This window comes from Pseudomonas sp. NBRC 111143, from assembly GCF_001320965.1.
Lineage (GTDB): Bacteria > Pseudomonadota > Gammaproteobacteria > Pseudomonadales > Pseudomonadaceae > Aquipseudomonas > Aquipseudomonas machongensis.
The window spans coordinates 24,823-43,345 of sequence record NZ_BCBT01000033.1 but is presented as its reverse complement, the minus strand read 5'-3'; the positions used below and the strand labels follow the sequence as shown (position 1 = coordinate 43,345).

Annotated in this window: 17 protein-coding genes and 1 pseudogene; 14 read left to right on the top strand and 4 right to left on the bottom strand. The window is 57.1% G+C overall.

The genetic code is table 11. From position 1 onward, the window contains the following. Positions 1-378 precede the first annotated feature (378 nt). Positions 379-696, top strand: coding sequence for a hypothetical protein (locus tag APH44_RS18055; RefSeq protein WP_054893893.1), 318 nt, complete (start codon positions 379-381; stop codon positions 694-696). 684 nt (positions 697-1,380) lie between these two features. On the opposite strand, the pseudogene ltrA reads toward APH44_RS18055, so the two are convergent. The 3 genes and pseudogenes from ltrA to APH44_RS18035 form a co-directional block, all read right to left on the bottom strand. Next, positions 1,381-2,803, bottom strand: a pseudogene (ltrA, locus tag APH44_RS18050) (group II intron reverse transcriptase/maturase). A 475-nt stretch (positions 2,804-3,278) separates the two neighbouring features. Then, entirely contained in the window at positions 3,279-3,803 is a 525-nt protein-coding gene (locus APH44_RS18045) for an RDD family protein (protein WP_023383565.1), read from the bottom strand. Positions 3,804-4,507: 704 nt separating this feature from the next. Continuing rightward, positions 4,508-5,545: a ParM/StbA family protein gene (locus APH44_RS18035; RefSeq protein ID WP_023383567.1), complete on the bottom strand. Its 1,038-nt coding sequence runs from the start codon at positions 5,543-5,545 to the stop codon at positions 4,508-4,510. A 223-nt stretch (positions 5,546-5,768) separates the two neighbouring features. Here APH44_RS18035 and APH44_RS18030 point away from each other — a divergent pair, with 223 nt between their 5' ends. The 10 genes from APH44_RS18030 (at position 5,769) to APH44_RS17985 (ending at position 14,531) form a co-directional block, all read left to right on the top strand. Beyond that, positions 5,769-6,296 carry a hypothetical protein gene (locus APH44_RS18030; protein WP_023383568.1) on the top strand — a complete coding sequence of 176 codons (528 nt, stop codon included), beginning with the start codon at positions 5,769-5,771 and terminating at the stop codon, positions 6,294-6,296. Between the two features lie 1,803 nt (positions 6,297-8,099). After that, positions 8,100-8,387 carry a hypothetical protein gene (locus APH44_RS18025; protein ID WP_023383569.1) on the top strand — a complete coding sequence of 96 codons (288 nt, stop codon included), beginning with the start codon at positions 8,100-8,102 and terminating at the stop codon, positions 8,385-8,387. 30 nt (positions 8,388-8,417) lie between these two features. After that, the gene (locus tag APH44_RS18020; RefSeq protein ID WP_023383570.1) at positions 8,418-10,289 is read left to right on the top strand and encodes a UvrD-helicase domain-containing protein; all 1,872 of its coding nucleotides are present in this window, start codon (positions 8,418-8,420) and stop codon (positions 10,287-10,289) included. A 33-nt stretch (positions 10,290-10,322) separates the two neighbouring features. Continuing rightward, on the top strand, positions 10,323-10,724 hold the full coding sequence (locus tag APH44_RS18015) for a hypothetical protein (RefSeq protein WP_023383571.1): 402 nt from the start codon (positions 10,323-10,325) through the stop codon (positions 10,722-10,724). 355 nt (positions 10,725-11,079) lie between these two features. After that, the gene (locus APH44_RS18010) at positions 11,080-11,565 is read left to right on the top strand and encodes a DUF2726 domain-containing protein (RefSeq protein ID WP_023383572.1); all 486 of its coding nucleotides are present in this window, start codon (positions 11,080-11,082) and stop codon (positions 11,563-11,565) included. A gap of 46 nt (positions 11,566-11,611) precedes the next feature. Continuing rightward, positions 11,612-12,280 carry a hypothetical protein gene (locus APH44_RS18005; RefSeq protein ID WP_023383573.1) on the top strand — a complete coding sequence of 223 codons (669 nt, stop codon included), beginning with the start codon at positions 11,612-11,614 and terminating at the stop codon, positions 12,278-12,280. Continuing rightward, a complete protein-coding gene (locus tag APH44_RS18000; RefSeq protein WP_023383574.1) occupies positions 12,273-12,938 on the top strand; it encodes a hypothetical protein in 666 nt (221 codons plus the stop codon). The genes APH44_RS18005 and APH44_RS18000 overlap by 8 nt, the downstream gene beginning before the upstream one ends. Continuing rightward, positions 12,931-13,536, top strand: coding sequence for a hypothetical protein (locus tag APH44_RS17995; RefSeq protein WP_054893892.1), 606 nt, complete (start codon positions 12,931-12,933; stop codon positions 13,534-13,536). The genes APH44_RS18000 and APH44_RS17995 overlap by 8 nt, the downstream gene beginning before the upstream one ends. A gap of 120 nt (positions 13,537-13,656) precedes the next feature. Next, positions 13,657-14,103, top strand: a complete 447-nt coding sequence (locus APH44_RS17990) for a hypothetical protein (RefSeq protein WP_023383576.1) — start codon at positions 13,657-13,659, stop codon at positions 14,101-14,103. A gap of 62 nt (positions 14,104-14,165) precedes the next feature. Beyond that, the gene (locus APH44_RS17985; protein ID WP_023383577.1) at positions 14,166-14,531 is read left to right on the top strand and encodes a hypothetical protein; all 366 of its coding nucleotides are present in this window, start codon (positions 14,166-14,168) and stop codon (positions 14,529-14,531) included. A gap of 65 nt (positions 14,532-14,596) precedes the next feature. Here APH44_RS17985 and APH44_RS17980 read toward each other — a convergent pair whose 3' ends face one another. After that, positions 14,597-15,889 carry a DUF5623 domain-containing protein gene (locus APH44_RS17980; RefSeq protein WP_023383578.1) on the bottom strand — a complete coding sequence of 431 codons (1,293 nt, stop codon included), beginning with the start codon at positions 15,887-15,889 and terminating at the stop codon, positions 14,597-14,599. 361 nt (positions 15,890-16,250) lie between these two features. Here APH44_RS17980 and APH44_RS17975 point away from each other — a divergent pair, with 361 nt between their 5' ends. From APH44_RS17975 to APH44_RS17965, 3 genes are all read left to right on the top strand, one after another. Further along, positions 16,251-17,147 carry a hypothetical protein gene (locus tag APH44_RS17975; protein ID WP_023383579.1) on the top strand — a complete coding sequence of 299 codons (897 nt, stop codon included), beginning with the start codon at positions 16,251-16,253 and terminating at the stop codon, positions 17,145-17,147. Positions 17,148-17,263: 116 nt separating this feature from the next. Next, complete coding sequence (locus APH44_RS30100; RefSeq protein WP_175442754.1) at positions 17,264-17,602, top strand: hypothetical protein; 339 nt, start codon at positions 17,264-17,266, stop codon at positions 17,600-17,602. Positions 17,603-17,790: 188 nt separating this feature from the next. Continuing rightward, entirely contained in the window at positions 17,791-18,108 is a 318-nt protein-coding gene (locus APH44_RS17965) for a hypothetical protein (protein WP_023383581.1), read from the top strand. Positions 18,109-18,523 lie beyond the last annotated feature (415 nt).

The window sequence follows — 18,523 nt, the reverse complement described above, 5'->3', positions numbered from 1 at the left end:
TGGGTGGTACATCGTCAAATATCGCAGTGAAGCTCGGGTATTTCTCAGGGGGTTCACTATTGACGATGCCCGTGCCTTATCGGATGAGTTCGGGATCAAGTTGCTGGACCACGGGGGCTGGGACAGTCGAACGCTTTTTTATCGCAGCAAGGCTTGGGAGGGATTGAGAGCCTGGGTGAGATCGCATCCGAGAATTGCGAAGCGTTATGCAGCTGGTACTAACCCTTACCTTTCAGATTGGTATCTCAGAGCTACTAGCGAAGAAATGGTGCCATTGCCGCTAGGGTAGAGCCAAGATGGTAGTGGCGTGTGCGATCCTCATCTCGTGGCCCCGGCTCCCAGCCGCTCGCCCCCTCACATGTTTTTACCGAGGTTGCAATGGACAAATCGGAAATGAGCAGGCTTTTGGAGCTTCAAGTGCAAGAGAAGCTGAGGGATGGCTATTCAATAACCACCTATGCGATGGACGCAGCTGGTCGGGATCGTGTGAGGTGTGGGATTAAGACCAAAGGTCATTCCCTTCCCAACGAGAATCATGCGGCGGAGGACTGGCAGGAGTACATCGGTAAACTGGAGACGGGGGCGTACAAATCGGTAGTGAGGACAAAAGTGATCGAGACGGGCGACTCTCCAAACATCGATCAGTCTGCCGGCGGCAGTGGTACGGTGGGTCTGTGGAAGGCCCGACGTCACTGAGACAGTGGAGGCTAATACGCCTCTAGACGTAAGGGCTAACAAAGGCGCCCGCGGCGAAAAAAAACTGGGCCTTTGATATACAAAGAGCCCAGTCCTGGTAACCACAGCTGCCGCGGCGCTGTAGGTGGAGAATCCACCGTTACCAAGACTGAGCTCACCTCTTTATCGCCATTAGGATAGTCGACAGCAGTACGACGTCCTGCTTGGCTAGCTTGCGAATCCCCACCAGTTGCACCTGGCTGCTATGTGAAGGACATACGTCCGGGGAAGTCATTTGCGCTGCTCACGTAGTGGTGAGCGACCTGAGGGATAACCGCTTCGACCTAATCGTCCAGCTGTGTTGTCAGTTCCTGGGAGAAGCCCGGACTCGACTATTGTCTGATCTCAAAACTGGCGGTGCATCACCGAGTCGAGAACACAGAGGCAAACACAGGGGATGCATTAGGGAGCGGAGATATCAGGCGGTATGTGGGTAGTGCGCTAACCCGTTACCGTGTTGCTGACTACAAAGGAGGCTTCGCGACCTCGGACCTGACTGGCTTCTCCAGTGGGAGTATCCGTTAACTTTGCCTCAGGTAATGTTCAACATGGGCTGATAAACACCATTTCTATAATCGAGTAGGAGGCGGTTTCACAACCGCCGTCCTCTCACACCACCGTACGTACGGTTCCGTATACGGCGGTTCAGGTTATGCGATTAAGCCGGTTTATCGTATCCAGTATTGAGACCAGCCCGAGTCGATCCCACAGCTTCTTCGGTAGCGCCTGATTCATATGTGACGCTCCCGAGTTCCACCATGGGCCTCGGCCATTGACCGCCGATTTCCACGCCCGCGCCTCGTCGATTCCCAAACGCATCAGGTTGCGCGCCCTCGTAGAGGGCCGCTTCCATTGACGCCATATGACGCAACGAAGTTTGTGACGCACCCAGCCATCAAGCTCCTCAAGTGGCCGCTTGCTCTGACTCAGCTTGAAGTAGCCAGCCCAACCACGCAGCACGGGAGTCATTTGCTCAACGATAAATCTCATTGAGCGGGCCCGTATCCGACGCAAGAGTTCCCTGAGTCGGTCGCGCAGGCGGTGCAGGCTTATGCTCGCTACCCTCAGCTTCGGCTGTTTATGCCAGCTCATCCCATAACCCAAGTAATCACAGGCCCAAGGCCGTGCCACACGGCTCTTTTCCCGATTCAGTGTCAGTTTCAGGCGCTGGATCAGGAAACGCTCAACACTGGCCATGACCCGTTCGCCTGCACGATGACTACGCACATAAATGTTCGCATCGTCGGCATAGCGCACGAAGCGATGGCCCCGCCGTTCCAGTTCGCGATCGAGTTCGTTGAGCAGGATGTTCGACAGCAACGGCGAGAGCGGGCCGCCTTGCGGCGTCCCTTCCTGCCGTCGGCTGACGAGTCCACCTGACATCGTTCCCGCTTCAAGATAACGACGGATCAGCGTAAGAACGCGTTTGTCCTCGATCTGACGCGCAACATGGGCCATCAGGACATCGTGATTCACCCGATCAAAGAACTTCTCCAGATCGAGTTCCACGCACCAACGGTGACCCGCCACCACATGGCCGCGGGCGGTTTCGATGGCTTGGTGAGCGCTTCTGCCCGGACGAAAGCCGTAGCTGTAGTCCGAAAACAAGGGGTCGAAGATCGGCGTGAGCTGTTGCAGCAAAGCCTGCTGGATCAGGCGATCCACGACGCAGGGAATACCCAGCTGCCGTGTTCCGCCTTTGGATTTGGGGATGTCGACGGCGCGTACACCTTGCGGGTGATATTCGCCAGCCAGCAACCGAGTCTTGAGGATCGGCCAATACTGTTTCACGTAGCCTGCCAATTGGTCGACCGTCATGCCATCGGCACCCGGTGCACCCTTGTTGCTGACTACGCGTTGATACGCACGCTTGAGGTTGGCGGGTGCAAGCACCCGCTCCATCAGCGTGTCCGGCTCCGCGTTCGTCCACGCCACAGACGCCGCCGATGTCTGCGCACTGACAGCCGCAAGCCCAGGATTCTGTCCCGGACTTGGGGTTACAGTTCTCTTGCGGAGAAATTTCTGCTTTTCCGACATTCGACGAGACTCTGACGCCTACTGGCGGCATAACCTGTTCGGCCCTTGGTGGCATGGTTATTTGCCACTTACTACGGCCTCGGCTGACTTCTGTAGGTTCATCCCGTCGCCTCTCGACGCTCGGTAGCACAGTGGCAAACCTACAGATCTCCCAGGGTAATTCGCGTGACCTTCCTGCTTATGCCTGTCGGATTTACGTCACAGCGTTCCGTGCAAGTATCGGGCTTTGACGGTTTGGGCCATCTTACCCCGCTGCGCCGCCTCTATCCGCTTCCTGTTCGTCAGGCCAGCATTTTGCCTCGGGCTTCCTTCAGATTCGCAGTCACCCGCGACACCCTTGCCTTCGGCTAACACTTCCCCTTGCCGGGTGTGTAGAGGACTTTCACCTCCAAGTCACCAGCGTGGCCACCACAGCCAAGCTGGTTGCGCTTGCGCGCAACGCGCCATGCCTGGCGCACCCAAAAAAAACCGGCCCTGAGGCCGGTCATGTAATTTGGTGCGGGTGGTCACGTGCCCCGTTTAGTCACGGTGGTGGACGCCATGAGGTCGAAGATGAACTGGGATTTCACAGTGAAAACCGGAACCGCGATGAAGGCTGCAAGCACAACGGCTAGCACGAGCGGATGCCCGATGCTGAGCAGAAGCAAGACGGACATGATCTTCAAGGTGGTGCGCAAGATGCACTGCCAGATGGATAGGTTGCCGTTGAGCGAGATCGTCCTGACACGGAACAACAGCTTGCCGGCCGTCGTGCCACGCCAAGTCCTGGTCAGTGTCGCTTCGTAGATCAACCACACCAAAGGCAACAGAACAAGGAAGTAAGGTGCCAGGCTGAGTGCTGCCCCCTCAGTCCAGCTCAGGCCGGGGGTAGCAACGTCGAATGGGCCCGACGTATCGACATGGGCATTATGAGCCATGACTAAAGCCAGTAGTGCTAGCGATCCACCCAGTACCAGCGATACCAAAACAAAATCTGTCGTGGTTGCCGCTATGCGCTGAGCGACGTTCAGCAGTTTGGAGCCAATTTTCATCGTTCACCTGATTGCTTGTGGAGGACTAGAACATGTTGCCCATCGCATCGAGTGCTGCCATTTGCGAGTTTGTGGGTTCGGCCGTGGTCGGATCTTGAGAGTCATGCGATGGGCTGGCCTCATCAAGGGCACCTGCGCTTGAGAGCAGCTGCGGCTGTTGGTCGATCAACGAGTCCCGAGCATCCATACCGTAGTCAGGTGGGGTGGCGACAGGGACAGACAGTGCATGAGCCTCGACAGCACCTGTGTGCAAGGGAGCACCACTCTGGGTGCCCACCGGCTCAGGTTGCAGGGGAGGGCGAACCTCCTCGACAACCAGGGCCGGCTCCATCGGTTCAGCGGGAGCTAGGGGCCCTGAGGGCGGCGCGACTGCCGGAGCTTTTACAGCCCCTGGTTTTGCGGTGATCTCTCGCTGCCGTGGTACCCGTTTCTTTCGGCTCGGTGGAGCTGCACTTTCACGCTTGGATTGGCGGCCCGTCGCAATCATTCCCCCCGGGCCAGCAAGAGCGTTATTCAGAGCTTCGTCTAGGGTGCCGGCCTCACTGTGGCTCAAAAACCACTGATAAAAGACTCCCCTGATAAGAGGCGTGTCTTTACCGTATGGCAGTTCGGACATGAACTCCAGCAAACCTGGGCAAACGTCTTCTGGGATATTCAGATTTATTTTGCGCTCAGTTTCATTAGGGTCATATACACGAATTAACTTAGCCATTTACAGCAGACACCCTTTTTGCATTCGCGTTTACGATGCTCCGGATGATTTGTCCAAGGGCATAGCGAGCAAAACCGTCAGCAACAGCCCAGCGAGGATTTTTTACAAGAATGCTGTGTTGCCATACATCTTTGGCGCGAGCATAGATCGCCTCGGCGCTTCCACCCGCAACTAAAATCCCATTGAGGGAACGAGCATCATCGGAAAACAACGAGTTACCTTTAGAGATAACCTCCTGAACCACATGCTGTTGAGCTTCGGTCACTTGCTCTTGAATGTTTACCTCCTGACCGTACTGGAAAAGACATTTGGTGCTGAACGATTCCTCACACTCCACCAGGCTTGCTTGAATCTCGCGCTTGCCTAGGATGCGGCGCAACTGCTCTGCAGCAGCACTCATTCCTGCGCAGGAGTCAGCGCCCCGTTCAATATATTGACCTTCCCTCATCAAAAGAAAGTCAGTCGAGTAATGCCCACCCTCGATGACGCCATAGGATTTAGGCCTTCCGTTAGCACCATTGATCAGATTTTCAATGGGCATGCCCGACTGATCAAGGATGTAGTCGCAGTAAGCGCCCATTGGCTGAGGAAGTGCTTTCAACTCGACAGTTTTAGGGAGTGCTTTCCGAGTGCGCTCGACCAGACTGTCCTTACGAGAGCCGAACAACTTAGACGGGGTACCGATAATTACAAATGCCTCCTCAATACCTTGAACTCCCTTAGCACGTAACCTGGTGAAAGCCGACTGAATAAGCGCCAGATATTCAGCGGTATCCGTCCAGTTGTCGTTCAACCCGATAGAGGAGGTGAGGTTGCCCTGGAGGCGAGCGGTATCGCCAGTGAAGTATGCCTTGCCATCGACAATTTCGGTCTCGGCCTGGGCGCGAGCCGCAGTCGTCGGGTCGGTGAGTTCGACAGCTGGAACCGCCAGAGTGGGGTACATGATATCCGTTCGTTTGCCGTCGTGGTAAGCGACGACTTTAATGGCACTACGACCCGCATCCAAACCGATTGCTACGCGACCTTTCATGAAAAAAACCTATATAAACCAGTGACTTAGAAGGGTTAACGATGCGCACTGTGCAGTGTGCAGTGCCTACAGTGCAGTGCGATGTAGCTACTGTGCTGTATGCATTGATGTGAGTCTAAGATACATAACACGTATTGACAATACTGGATGGTGACAAAGAAAATTCGCCGGAACGCGCCCCCTCGGCGCGGCTATACACAACCCCCCGGCGAACGCTTAAACAATGGCTATACACAACCCCCCCTCCATCGACGATTTCGAAGAGCTTCGGCGCAAAGGCAAGGAGTCGGTCGACACCGCTGTCGACTACCTGATTCGCATCGATCAGCTCCTGGTCCGCATGGGTGAATTGCTCTACGTCATGCAGCCGTTCCAGACGGGGCGCATAGGGATCGACTTCAACCAGCACCGGGGCCAATCGCGACCATTCGTGCGGGTCTATCGAAAGCTCAAGGCCGGCAAGGGGAAATGGATGTCCACGAACGTGAGCCACAAAGGCCTCACGAAGAGAGTGAAGCGAGCCCGAGAATTCGAGCCCAATCACAAGCTTGTTCTGAGCCTGTGCGAAAGGGTTTCCAAACTCTTTGACCTCAGAGCCGAAATGCACGAGCGGGTACGAAATATGAGCCATGGCGTAAAGCTGACGCTCAAGGCCAGAGAAGATGATCTGGCATCTCTTGAGTCTCTGGTGGGCAGCATGCTGGACCAGGTGGAAACGAAGTTCGAAGGAGAGATCGACGTGGATGAGTAATCGCTAATCAGTTTCGCGAAGGCCTTGTCGATCAACGTCGGCAGGGCTTTTTTTTCGTGGCTGAGGGCGACCAGAAACTATTCGGTGACAGGCCAAGTATGAACCGGGCTATGGGCAAAGCGGACTAGAAGCGAACCGGTGTTACGCGATGTGTGACTCTGCGGCTTTGGCGAAGCTAACTAGAAGCTGACCGGTGTTATGCGCAGTGGGATCCTGCGGCTTCGGTAAAGCGGACAAGAAGCCTACCGGTGATTTGGCGAAGTGTTATCCGGGCTCTTGCTGAGCGTAGTGTGATCCGGCCGCTGAGAATTGCTTTTGCATTCGGTGGTGAGCTGACTTTTATCTGGGCCTGGCGGTGTTTGAACCGAACTGCCTCGCGCCCGCTCCCTTAATCTAATTTAATTCTCTTCATTCATTTTCTCTTATTCCGGTTGCACCATCGGCCTCATTCTGGCGCCGGCACTTGTGTCGGATTCTCTTTTTCCGCTGCTCGTTGTGCCACCCCTCGTTTTGCAAGTTTGGTTTGGGTGCCTGTCGTGGGGCTGGCCGTTGTGGATCTGCCAGTTCTTTCTGTGCCGCTTGTGCCTCTGCACCCGCCGGCTCCCTTCTGCTGATGACGTATTGGGTTCATTCTTCTTCTGTGGATTCTCTTTTCTCTCTTCTCTTCTTCATCTCCATTATTTCACTGCGACTTCTACGTCGTCTGCTGTGCGTGAGAGCATGAGTGGTGGGATCCTATTGTTCTCGCACCAGTTCTAGATGTTGAATTGTGCCATCGCTAGTTTGGGGTTTCGTTGTTGCGCTGCCGCATTGGCATTTCATTGTGCTGGCGCTTGTTCTGCTGCCGCAGGTTTGGCGCTTTTTCTCCTGCCGACAGCATAACCATTTGTGCCTTTCGCTACGCACCTCGGCCGGCGCTCAACCGTCAGTCCCTGCGGGTTGCGTCAAGCGAAACAGGCCACCGGCAGTCGGTGGCGACCCCAAGAAGGATCTGACGGGGGAGGAGAGCGACGGGCTGAGAAGGATGCGACGGGGGGAGGAGAGAGGCTGGCTGTGCAGGGGCTCGATGCTGGTCCTGCAGCTGGCCTCCGATGATCGGTCGCGGTCGGTGGTGGGCGGTGTGAGACCTGTTGCTGCGGTTTGCGATCCTGGCGTGGCCGGCAGAGTGCGATGCCCGGCGGCCGGTGGTGGGTGAAGCTGGATCTGTGCTGGCGGTGCTCGATCCGGCTCGCAGCGTGTGATGCTTGGCTGGCGGTGGGTGGTATGTGACCTGCCTGGCGAGGCCGACCCTGCTGCTCTCCTGGTGCCGCTTGTGACCGGGCAGGCGGGTATTGACGATTGGCTGGCAGTAGTCAGCACCTGGTGCCGAGTGGTGGTGCTTGGTCGGATTCGTCTCAGCTCAGGGTGCTTGGAGCCGCTTTTCTCTGTTCGGTGTCTCGTGGGTGGGAAGCACTTCATTGCCTCCATGATTCTCAGCTCATTGCATGCGTGCATGCCCCTAGGCGATTGCGGCCCGGGGTATCTCTGCCAGCGAGCGCCTCCCTTTTGGTTGCTGGGCGGCGTATCGGCGCCGACGGGGCCGGCTTTTATGGCTGCGCTTAAGCATAAATGGTTGTGCTGCGGCTTTCCGCTTTTGTCTCTCCTAGGGCATAAATGGTTGTGCTGGCGGCCAACGCTTTTCTCGCTACAGAGTCATAAATGGTTGTGCCTGTATTCGTAACACGTAACTATAATTTGCCTTGCATCCATACAAATCTATAGGTATTGTGGAGCCATAAATGGTTGTGCCAAGGAGCCACCGAGATGAACAAGTCCTTTGTGATGAAGCAGGTTGGGAAGGGGGCCGGGTCGATCGCTCTGGCTGCTGCAGCTTGTCTGTTTGCTGCATACGTTCGACAGGCCTTTGGTGGCTGGGCCTTCGCCGGCTCGTTACTCCTGGTGATCGCAGCCAGCATTCCGATGGTCCTGTTCTTCAACCTGTTTGCTGACCCAAACGTGAAGTTCAGCAAGAAGGAACGGCTGATGGATCAGGAAGACCCTCACTGCATCTTCAATGACAGCCTCAACATGTTCCGCAAAGACGACGATTGATTCACCACTCGCACCTCAAGGAGGCCGGCAATGGCCGCGAAAGCTTTCACCCCAAACAAAGACCAGGCTGTTGCCCTGGGCAGTACCGCCAAGCGCTTGCTGATCCGCGCCAAGGCGGGTGCTGGTAAGACCTCGCTGCTCATCAAGCACGCCCTGCAGTTCCCAACCCAGCGCCTGCTGTATGTGACCTTTGGAAAGGCCAACAAGGAGGACGCAGCTGCTCGCTTCCCTGACAACGTGACCACCAAGACCAGTCATGGGCTTGCTTGGGAAGTCGGTGGCCAGTTCAAGAAGGTTGGCAAGCAGGATGATCTCCACCCATCCCACCTGGCCAAGCAGTACGGCATCCCAATGGCGTTCGCTCGCCACCTCTACGTCACTCTGCACAACTACATGGTCTCTGCAGACCGGGAGATCCTGGCAGCGCATGTGCCGGCACAGATCGTTGGCGATGACCGTGAGAAAACAGCGGAGTGGGCGAAGGTTGTTTGGGAAGACCTGCAGCGCTTGCGCCAATGGTCTCGCGGGTGCGGCGATAGCCAAGCCGAGCGTGCTGAGTTCCTGGAAACCACTCATCTGCGAATGCCGCACGACGGCTACCTGAAACTGTGGAGCCTGGGTGACCCTGACCTGAGCCACCGTTACGACCAGATCCTTCTGGACGAGTACCAGGACACCAATCCTGTCTTTGCTGCGGTGATCCTGCGGCAGAACTGCCCGCTGCGCTTGGCCGGTGACGACTTCCAGGCAATCTTCGGTTTCCGTGGTGCCTACAACACCTTCGAACCGTCGCAGTTCGACCAGGTCGTATCGCTGAGCGAGAGCCACCGTTATGGCGCCGGCATCGCCGAGCTGGCCACCATGCTCTTGCGTGAGTTCGCCGGCGAGCAGGATCCAGTGCGCAGTTCACGCCATGAGCTGACTACCCGTTTTGCCGTCGACCGCACCAAGCCTTACGCGATCATCGGGCGCACCAATGCGAAGCTGTTCGCCAGTGCTGTCCAGCTGCTGGAAGGCCAGCGTCTTCACTTCGTGGGTGGCGTCAACGAGTACCCGTTCGACAAGCTCGTTGAAGTGCACCACCTGCGCGCCAACACGGGTGTCCGTCTGCGCGATCCTTTGCTCAGTGCGTTCCGCTCTCTCCAAGATCTGGAGGCTTATGCCAACGACACCGATGACAAAGAGATCCACGCCCTCATCAGTGTTGCCAAGCAGTATGGCGATCAAATCCCGAGCCTGGTACAGCGCATCAAGGATGCTTGCGTCAGCGACATCAACGACGCGACCGTCATTCTTTGTACTGCCCACCGCTCGAAAGGTTTGGAGTTTCCGCAGGTGGTTCTGCTGAGCGACTTCCTCAACCTGATCACCGATGCCGGCCTGCCGCTGGTGCTGGATACCCCAGAGCTGCGCCAAGAGCTCCACCTGCTGTACGTGGCGCTGACCCGTGCGATGGAATCCATTGAGGTGAATGAGCAGATCCAGGCAGTTTTGCGTTACTGCGAGACCGCTGGGGTGGTGGGTGAAGCGGTGGAACCTGTCGCGAAGCACACCGAACAAGTGGGGGGCCTATCGCTGGTTGTTAGCCCTGAACAAGAGGCCGAGACCTTTGCTGCGATCACCGGCGTGGGGGCGCTTTCCAAAGTGGCTGAGCTGGTCGGCGCCGATGCTGCCCTGCTGTTCGAGGGCGATCAGGTTGAGTCGCGCATCGAGCTGGCCATCCTGCGTCATGCGGCCCTGACTGCGGCGGCGATCGCGGGCGTAGTGGGTGTCTCCGTATCCCAGGCGGCCGATACCGTTGCGTCGATGGTGCGCCAGGGTCGCCTGCATGGTGGCCTGTTCATCGGTTGCCCAGATATCACCGGGCGCCTGGTCAGTGACCTGCACCTGGAAGTGGCCTGATGCACTACCTACTGATCGTTGCAGGGGGCGAACATGGCTGACGATTTCATCCGGATCTTCTACCGCCGGGAAGCGGGCGGAAAATCCAAGAAATCATCCGTTTCCATTGACCCGCTGATGTTCGAGATTTTCGTCAAGATCAAGGGGAGCATCGGTGAGGCCCGGGACACCCTGAGGGAATGGGCGAAGGCTGCGGATACCGAGCGTACCGATGCGAACTACCGCATGGGGAACTCTCGAATTGTGCAGCAGCGGATGTCCCAGGAAATCCTGGACATGGTCAATGAAGGCATGGCCGCTCGGGCGGTGAAAGAGACGGAAGCCGCGGGCGAGGGGAAAGGCCGGGGTTCTCGACGGGGCAAGCGGGTGGTGGGTGTCCAACCCTCGCATCAGCTGCCGGCGGTCACCGGGCATCTCTCGGAGGATCACGTCTAGCGGCGTTGCTGGCGCTCATGATCGTGCCAGGCGGGGCAGGCTTCGAATGGTTCGTTTGTGTGATTGGTCAAGTCGGCGCGCATGATTGCAGGACGGTGACTTGCTTTGGCTACGGGAGGTTTGGAGAGAGGTGTTGCACGACACGAGCGTGTCGCTAAGGGAGGATGACTCACCCTAACGGTTCCACGCCCAACGAGCAATACCCAGGGCAGGTTTGTTGATCGGCGGAGGCGCGTGCTCCTCCCGAGTTGGAAGCGAAATCACATTTACTTGACCAACATCACAGGCGGACTACACGCCATTTTTTAGCCAGTGTGCGTATTGGTACGCGTAAAGAATCTATTTAGGAGTAGGTATGTCAATTCTCAACAGCATGGATGGAGTGCTTGTTCCCGCGCTGGTGATCTGCGCCTTTGCGTATTTCGCCATTGCGATGCTGAAGCGCCGCAAAGGCTACTCGACCAAGCATTACCAGTGCATCCCCCTGCTCACCGAGCGCGAGCAGGACTTCTTCTGGCGGCTCAAGGAGGCGGTACGCGACGACCTGGTCATCGCGCCCCAGGTGGTCTTCGGCGCCTTCATCAAGGTGAAAGCCACCGCCATGACCGACAAGAACCACGCACGGCATATGGTCGCCCACAACCGCTGCGACTTCCTGCTCTGCGACAAGCAGCTCAAGCCGGTAGCGCTGGTCGAGGTCGACGACTCCACGCACAACAGCGGCAAGGCCAAGGCAAAGGACCGGCGTCGCGACGAGCTGATGAAGGCCGTCGGGGTCACCGTGCATCGGTACCGCGGGATGCCGTCGGCCAGAGACATTCGCAAGGACCTGAAGCTGTAGAGCTCAGGACCTCTCATCCACAATTAGAACTCAGAAGGTGATCACCATGAGTGACTTCGATTCATCCAGCGAATACTTCGCTCGCGCAGAAGCTTCGGCCGGCGAAGGAAAGCTGACTTTCCGGGGGCTGTTCCTCGCGTTGCTAGGGCTGTATGTCATTGCTGCGGCAATCAGCATCGGCGTCTTGACTTTCAAAGTACCGGTCAGTGCTGAGGATCTACAGCATGCATCCTGGCTGGTGCACGCCCCCTACTTGCTCCCCTTTATCTCCGGCGCATTGTTGATCATAGGCTTCGCACTCGTGCTTCAGTTGATTAGCCCGATGACCCTGAGCTTCGGTGTGCTCATGATCAGCTTTATCGGCGCCGTTTCCACTGAACCGAGTGTCTCACTGCGCAGTGCTGTTCTGGCTGGGGAAGCGAAAATCGGCTGTTACGATTACAGCTTGCTCGCCTGTACCGAGATGCTGGGGTTACCCAGTCGCGCAGCCAACCTAGATCAGCCGGCCCAGCCGAGTGTCCACCAATTCATCCCTGTCCAAGCGATGGCCTTCGTTCGAGCTCCGTTCGATGTGTTCAAAGCGGATGAACTCAACCAGATGCTCGATACACAGCGCCTGGAAGTGAAAGGTGAGATGCGCAAGGGCCTGAAAACTCAGCCCGACACCCTCCCCACATCCGAAGCGACGAGCTCAACAGGTGAGCATCATGAGTGACCACGATTCTTCCAATGACTACTTCGATCACACGCCGGGGACGGCAGGCGAGGGATCACTGATCTTCGCGAGCGTCTTCATGGCTGCGGTGGTGGGGTACGTCGTGTTTGCGGCAATCAGCACCGCCGTCCTGAACTTCAAGGCTCCCGTGAGCGCCGAGGACCTGCACCTCGCTTCCTGGTTGGTGGTTCCGCCATCGCTGTCGTTCATCTGCGCATTTTTCAGCTTCATGTGCATCATGGGTGGCGCCCTGCAAACCTTCAGAGGCAGCTCTTTGGGACTGTTCCTCATCATGATTGGTGTGCTTGCTATGCCCACCATCTTCCCCAGCGTCTCGTTCCGCAGCGCCGTGCTGGCAAGCGAGGCGAAGGTCGGCTGTTACGACTACACGAGCCTTGCCTGCACCAAGATGCTTGGCCTCCCCAGCAGCGCGACATCCGATCAGTCGAGCAAAGTTGAACGCAAGACATCGGCGCCGATCGAGGTGATGGCTTTCCTGCGAGCACCTTTCGATGTGTACAAAGCGGACCAGCTCAACCGAATGCTCGATGCCCAGCGCCAGGAGCTGAAAGAAGAGATCCGCAAGGGCTTGCACAGCCAGGAAAACACGCCCCCTACATCCCTAGTCACTAACCCAGCAGGTGAGCATTATGAGTAACCAGGAATCCTCCAGTGAATACGTCGACCCTGCGCCAGGGACGGCCGCCAAGGGGCCTCTGATCATCGCAAGCCTGCTACTGGCCGTGCCGGTGCTGTTCGTCGTGTTTGCCGTGATCAGCGCAGCCGTTCTGAACTTCAAGGCTCCTGTGAGCCCCGAGGACCTGAAACATGCCTCGTGGTTGGTAACTCCTCCAACCCTCTCGTTCTTTTTGTCCGGTGTCAGCGTCTTCGCGTTCGTCATCGGCGCCTTTCGCGCATTTATGGGCAGTGCCTTCGGCCTGGTACTGATCATGGCTGGGATTGTGAGTGGTACCACTATCTTCCCGAGCGTCTCTTTCCGCAGCGCTGTTCTGGCAGGTGAGGCGAAGGTGGGCTGCTACGACTACACGAGCAGCGCCTGCACCAAGATGCTGGGCCTTCCCGACGCCGCGGCCTCTGAGCAGTCGAGCAAAGTCGAAGGCAAGACATTGGCGGCGATCGAGGTGCTGGCGTTTGTCCGGGCTCCGTTCGATGTGTTCAAAGCGGATCAGCTCAACCAAATGCTCGATGCGCAGCGCACCGAACTGAAGAAGCAGTTGGACGCTTACGCCGAGTAGTCGGTGAAGTCTCGGGGTGGCCGGTGCCGACCACCTCCGAATCTAAGGCTCCACCGAACAAGGGGTGGAGCTCTAATAGTTAACTGGATGCGCTGAGCACCAGCCATAAGGAATCGAGATATGAAATCGCTGTTCGGGATCGTTTTTGGTTGGTTTGCAGGGGTTGCGCTCGCGGGGGCAATGATTGGTATCGTCGGCCTGTTCGATGCCGGGGTTGAACACTTAGGGTTCACTGAAAATACAGCCAGGTACTACATCCTTAGCCTGATGTTGTGCATCACCATGCTGGTGATGTCCAAACCTGCCCGACGTATGTGGAAGCTCATGGGGCTGTTCGGTTTGGCCCTGTTTCTGATCATGGGAACTGGACTGACTCAGGGAATCGAACCGGTACCTGCAGGCGACCAGGTTGAGCAGATCCGAGCTCAGCTGGATGCCTTGGGCATCCTCGGGGCCAAGGCTGTCATGTACCTTGCGCCAGGAGGTCTGGTGTTGTTCTACACCTTGATGGCTTACATCGGGATGCGTGAAGAGCAGGCGAGGAAGCGGGTTTACCTGACCGACTAACGGATCGACTGGGGGCGGGCTGTTTGAGGCAGCCAAAAACACAGAACAGAAGGGGGTAGGTGATGCAAAAGCATGAGTTGGACGCAGTGGACGGTGTTGACCGAAGCTCGGTTTATCGGGTCCTGGGCGCAATGTGTTTGGCCGTCGGGATTTTCTGCATCGGTCCCATGGTGATCGATCAGCAGCTGGTGAACATCGCTCTGAACATGTCACCAGAGAAGACCGCTGTGATGATTCTATCGGCGGCCGGTGTGGTCCTGTCCCAAAGGGGGATCGCCGGTTTCATCGTGCTCATGCTGGGGGTCTTGGTCGCTGGGGCAGCGTTTGAGCTGTACTACGCTCTGGATGCGGCTGCGACGATGGGGGCGATCGGCTTTCCTTTCCTCATGCTTGGGATAGGTGTGCTCATCTTCAACCCAGCTCGCTGACCTCCGCACTACTCGCAAGGCCCGCCATCATGGCGGGCTTTGTTGTTTGAGGCTGCGGGGGAGGGTTACGGGTTTCTACGTGCAGCGAACCGGCGAACCCACTCTTCGCATCTATCTAGGCGGTCTAGGAGGTCCTTCTTTGGCTTGCAGTCTTGATACCCATCTGAAACCATCTGCCTGACCACTCCTAGCCCTGCCAGGACGTCAGCTGCTCCTCTGATGGGGGTAGGGGCCGGTGAGTAGTAGTCCTGGCGCATCTGCTTGTCGGGAAGCTCTGCATCTTCGTACTCTTCCTCGAACCATTTGTTAAGGGTTATGCGGACATCAATAAGCGGTGACGTAGGGCTAAAAATCATTGAGAACGGGAAATTCTCCAAAATAGGGCCGACTTGTAAGTGCTTATCCAAGTCCATGCGGCGAGCCGGCCGCCATCGCGAGCGAAATCCCGGCTCACCGGGGCCACAAGGCACAGCGCCGTCTCGCTCAACCCCTTGAGGGGGTGGCATTATCCTCGCACGCCTCCTTTTTCCACTGAGCGCTCTAGCCGGGCTGATGAATTGGCTGTTGTATGCGTGAGAGTCGTATGTCCACTCCTCAGCTTGTAACCGGGCTTCGAGGGCATGGAGCTTCTTGGCCGAACGCGTGATTAGAGCGGCTGATACCGAGTGGAGGCGTGGGGTTTCGCCGGCCGAATAGACCCCTCGCCATCGAATCCCAACTGTATGAAACCCGTGCTCTTTAGCCCAGTCGATCTCTTCTCGGAACAAATGCCGATATGGCTCATCCAGAATGACAATGCACTTCGACTCATCGTCGTACCAGGTAGACTTGTGATCCGCCTTTTTTGAGAGATTCAGGCTTGTGCCATAGGTCTCGTTTACAAATGGGGCTCGGAAACCTGTCACAGCCATGAAATTCAGAGCGAGTGCGGCCCGTTGCGCCTTCCTCAGGCCGTCGTGCTCGCTATAAGCATCACCCCTGAGCTCCAGATGATCAGGGGCCTCCAGCCGAAAACCGGATAGGTAGGCTGTCCTTTCAAGAGATCTTCCTGGGAGAATTTCTGTCAGGGGGAGCGGCAGCAGGAATGACAGGGTGGTCCGCCCCGATCGAAGTTCAGGACCACGTTTGAAGGGATCTGGGCTCTGGCCGTGATCTTTCCAGTAGAAGGATACAAAAGTCTGGTGGAGTTTCTTTGCGGTCCCTAAAACTGACTGGGCATGCCGGAGGTTCTGAAAGCCAGCACTCTGCGCCGCTTCATCAAGGGCAGCATGATGAGGAATGCTCTTCTCTTGCTTGATTAATTTAGCTACGCGCTTGATACGCGCAACGGTGGTAGGTCGAGTGTGTTCGGTTGCCACGATATCTCTCCGGCCCTACTTGTTGCTGCGTCACCCGTCCACCGCTATGCATCAGGGCCAAAGTTATGGTCCGAATCTTGAGTAGCTGGCAGTGCTGCTCGTGCAGCTTCGCGATGACGGGTAGCTGGCGTCTGCTGGGCGCCATGGGAGATTGTAAGCTGCGTTCTGTGTGTGTGACTAGACCAAACACACAGACGGACCACGCACTACAGGCCGGCAATCACCTATAAAAGAAATCACCTCACGCGACGTATAGGTACGTGTGGTGAATTAGATTTGCCATTATGATGTAGGTCTGAAGGCGGCCCTCGGTATCCCAGGGCCTCATGTAGCGATCCTCAGCGGATCCAGGGGAGGGGGCATGGCCAAACAAGATGAGATGACGAATCGATCCATCGCGATCCTGATCAATCTGTCTGCGGGCTTGGATGAAGCCGGCATCGAGTGCGGCGATGAGCGCGTACCGCTCACCGCACACCTGCGCCTGGCCGCCGCCGCCGGCGCCGCCTCGTTATCCCAGCGAGCCAAGCGGTCGACGCCGTTCTCGAACCAGACGAATAGTCCGCATGTGAAGTTGGTCAAGACCGCTGCTAACTGGCTTGACCAGCTGAAGGTGGTCAAAGGGTTCCACGGAGACGTCTCGGCTGCCGAGTTTCTCGGTGTCAGCCAGACCCAGTTCTCCCGCTGGCGTACCGGCAAGGACCTCCTGGACAACTACCACGCCTGGCAGATCGCAGCAGCGTTGAATGTGAACCCGATGGTGGTGATCGGCAGCGTTGGTTTCCACCACTCTCGCGACACTGATCGCACCAGGTGGTTGGCCATGCTTTCAACGGTCCTTGATTCGGAGCTTCCTGCGGTACCTGCGCTGACGCCGTCGGCGCCAGCCCGGGCAACTGAGCAGGTGCAGCAACAGCAACAGCAACAGGCACCTGCGCCTAGCAGTACTGGCGCTGAGTCGACCGCCCAAGGCAGCAAATGGACAGACGAGGAAGATCAGCGGCTCGTTGCGAGCTACCGTGACGGCTCGGCGATCGACGTTCTGGCTACGGCTCACAGGCGCACTCCCAAGGCCATTTTGCTGCGACTGAGCAACACGCACCGCTTGATACCGGCTGAGCAGCTCGCAAGCTTGTGTGAGCTCTACGGGGTGAACCTGAACAGTCCTGGGAACGGGCGCAAGACCGAACAGAGAAAGGGCTCCCCGCGGCAGAGAAGGGGGAAGGCCAAGGAACATGCTCCAACGGTGTTCCTTTGAGTGATCTGGTGCCTGAGATCAGCTGCTGGCGCTAGGAGTACAAATGTACTCCTAGCGTGCAGGTGGCACTTTGGCGACTCGACCAAATGTGCCACGCGGATCACCAGAAACTAACGATGGCACATTTCGAATGGCGCCAGCCCAGTGTTTACAGGTTGGAAATGGCGGTTCCGCAACAAACACTAGCGATGGCACATATCGGCGCCATCGGGACAACTAGCACAACAGAGGTGGCCATGAACAAACCCCAACTCCCAGAAGCACCACCCCGGCGAACGCTGCTGCAGCGGCTCTTCGGCGCTGGAATTGGGCAGAACTTGATTAAAGTCTGGGTGACAGAGACAGGTAGTTACGCCTTTGGCCAGGTGGTTACCGAGACGAAGGTGAAACTCGGTCGATACACGGTGCTGCAATGGAAGACATACAGAACGCCTGATCTTGATCGAGAAGAATAGGGGCCAGCGCTATAGCCGGCCTTTGCTCGGCACTGGGGATCCCCCTCTTGTTCAGTGTGCCTTGCTGGTCTGGGCTTCGTTATCTGCGGGTGTTCCCCATATCGAGTTGACCAGTGAACGCGATGGCGCTGTCGGCCTCGCACCTACTCAATCCTGCTACTGACAGAAGTCAGCAACGGAGATCATTGATGCGCACACCCAACGAACAGGATTCACCCAAACTGATGGCCAGGTCGATCGAGCTGATCACCGACCGAGACGAGAAGTTCTCTGAAGTCGTTACCAGCATGGGCAGCTACGGCAACAAGTCCTTCCAGGAGGCCTTCAAAGCACAGTACCCCGAGGACTGGGCGACGATCGAGCGAAGCTACTCGTTGTCCGGGCTCCACTACGGCGAGGAGGGACGGTTTGTCGATGGGGAATGGACCTTGATTGCGATCGAGCCTTCACCATCTGCGCTGCTGGACGCGCAGTACTGCGACTACCTGCGGAACCCACCCTTTTAGCGATCGGTTGGCATGCACCGCACTCTGGCCTTGGATGCTGCCCGGCCGCATGAACGCTACACCCACTCCGGCCATGCTTGGCCGGAGTTTTTCGTTGCTGAACCTACCAATCAATTGGAGTGACCTGACGATGCCAAGAGGCTTTACATCAATTCATTTTCACGGTGGGCCTAAAAATGGCGAAGTGCAGGAGGACGTTCCCTGTTCAAGCTTGGGGGACTCTGTGAGCGTTCCGAGCGGGAGCGGATACACGGATGAGCCAGGCGGGGTTGTAGGTGTCTTCGTAGATGCATTCGAGCTGCCCGACAACTGGATGATTTCCAGCTCATTCAAATACGTCAAGCGGAAGCCAGTTACAGGTTGCTCTGGGGCGCATTACGACTTTCAGGAGAGGACGCTTGTGGAACGTTGTCGC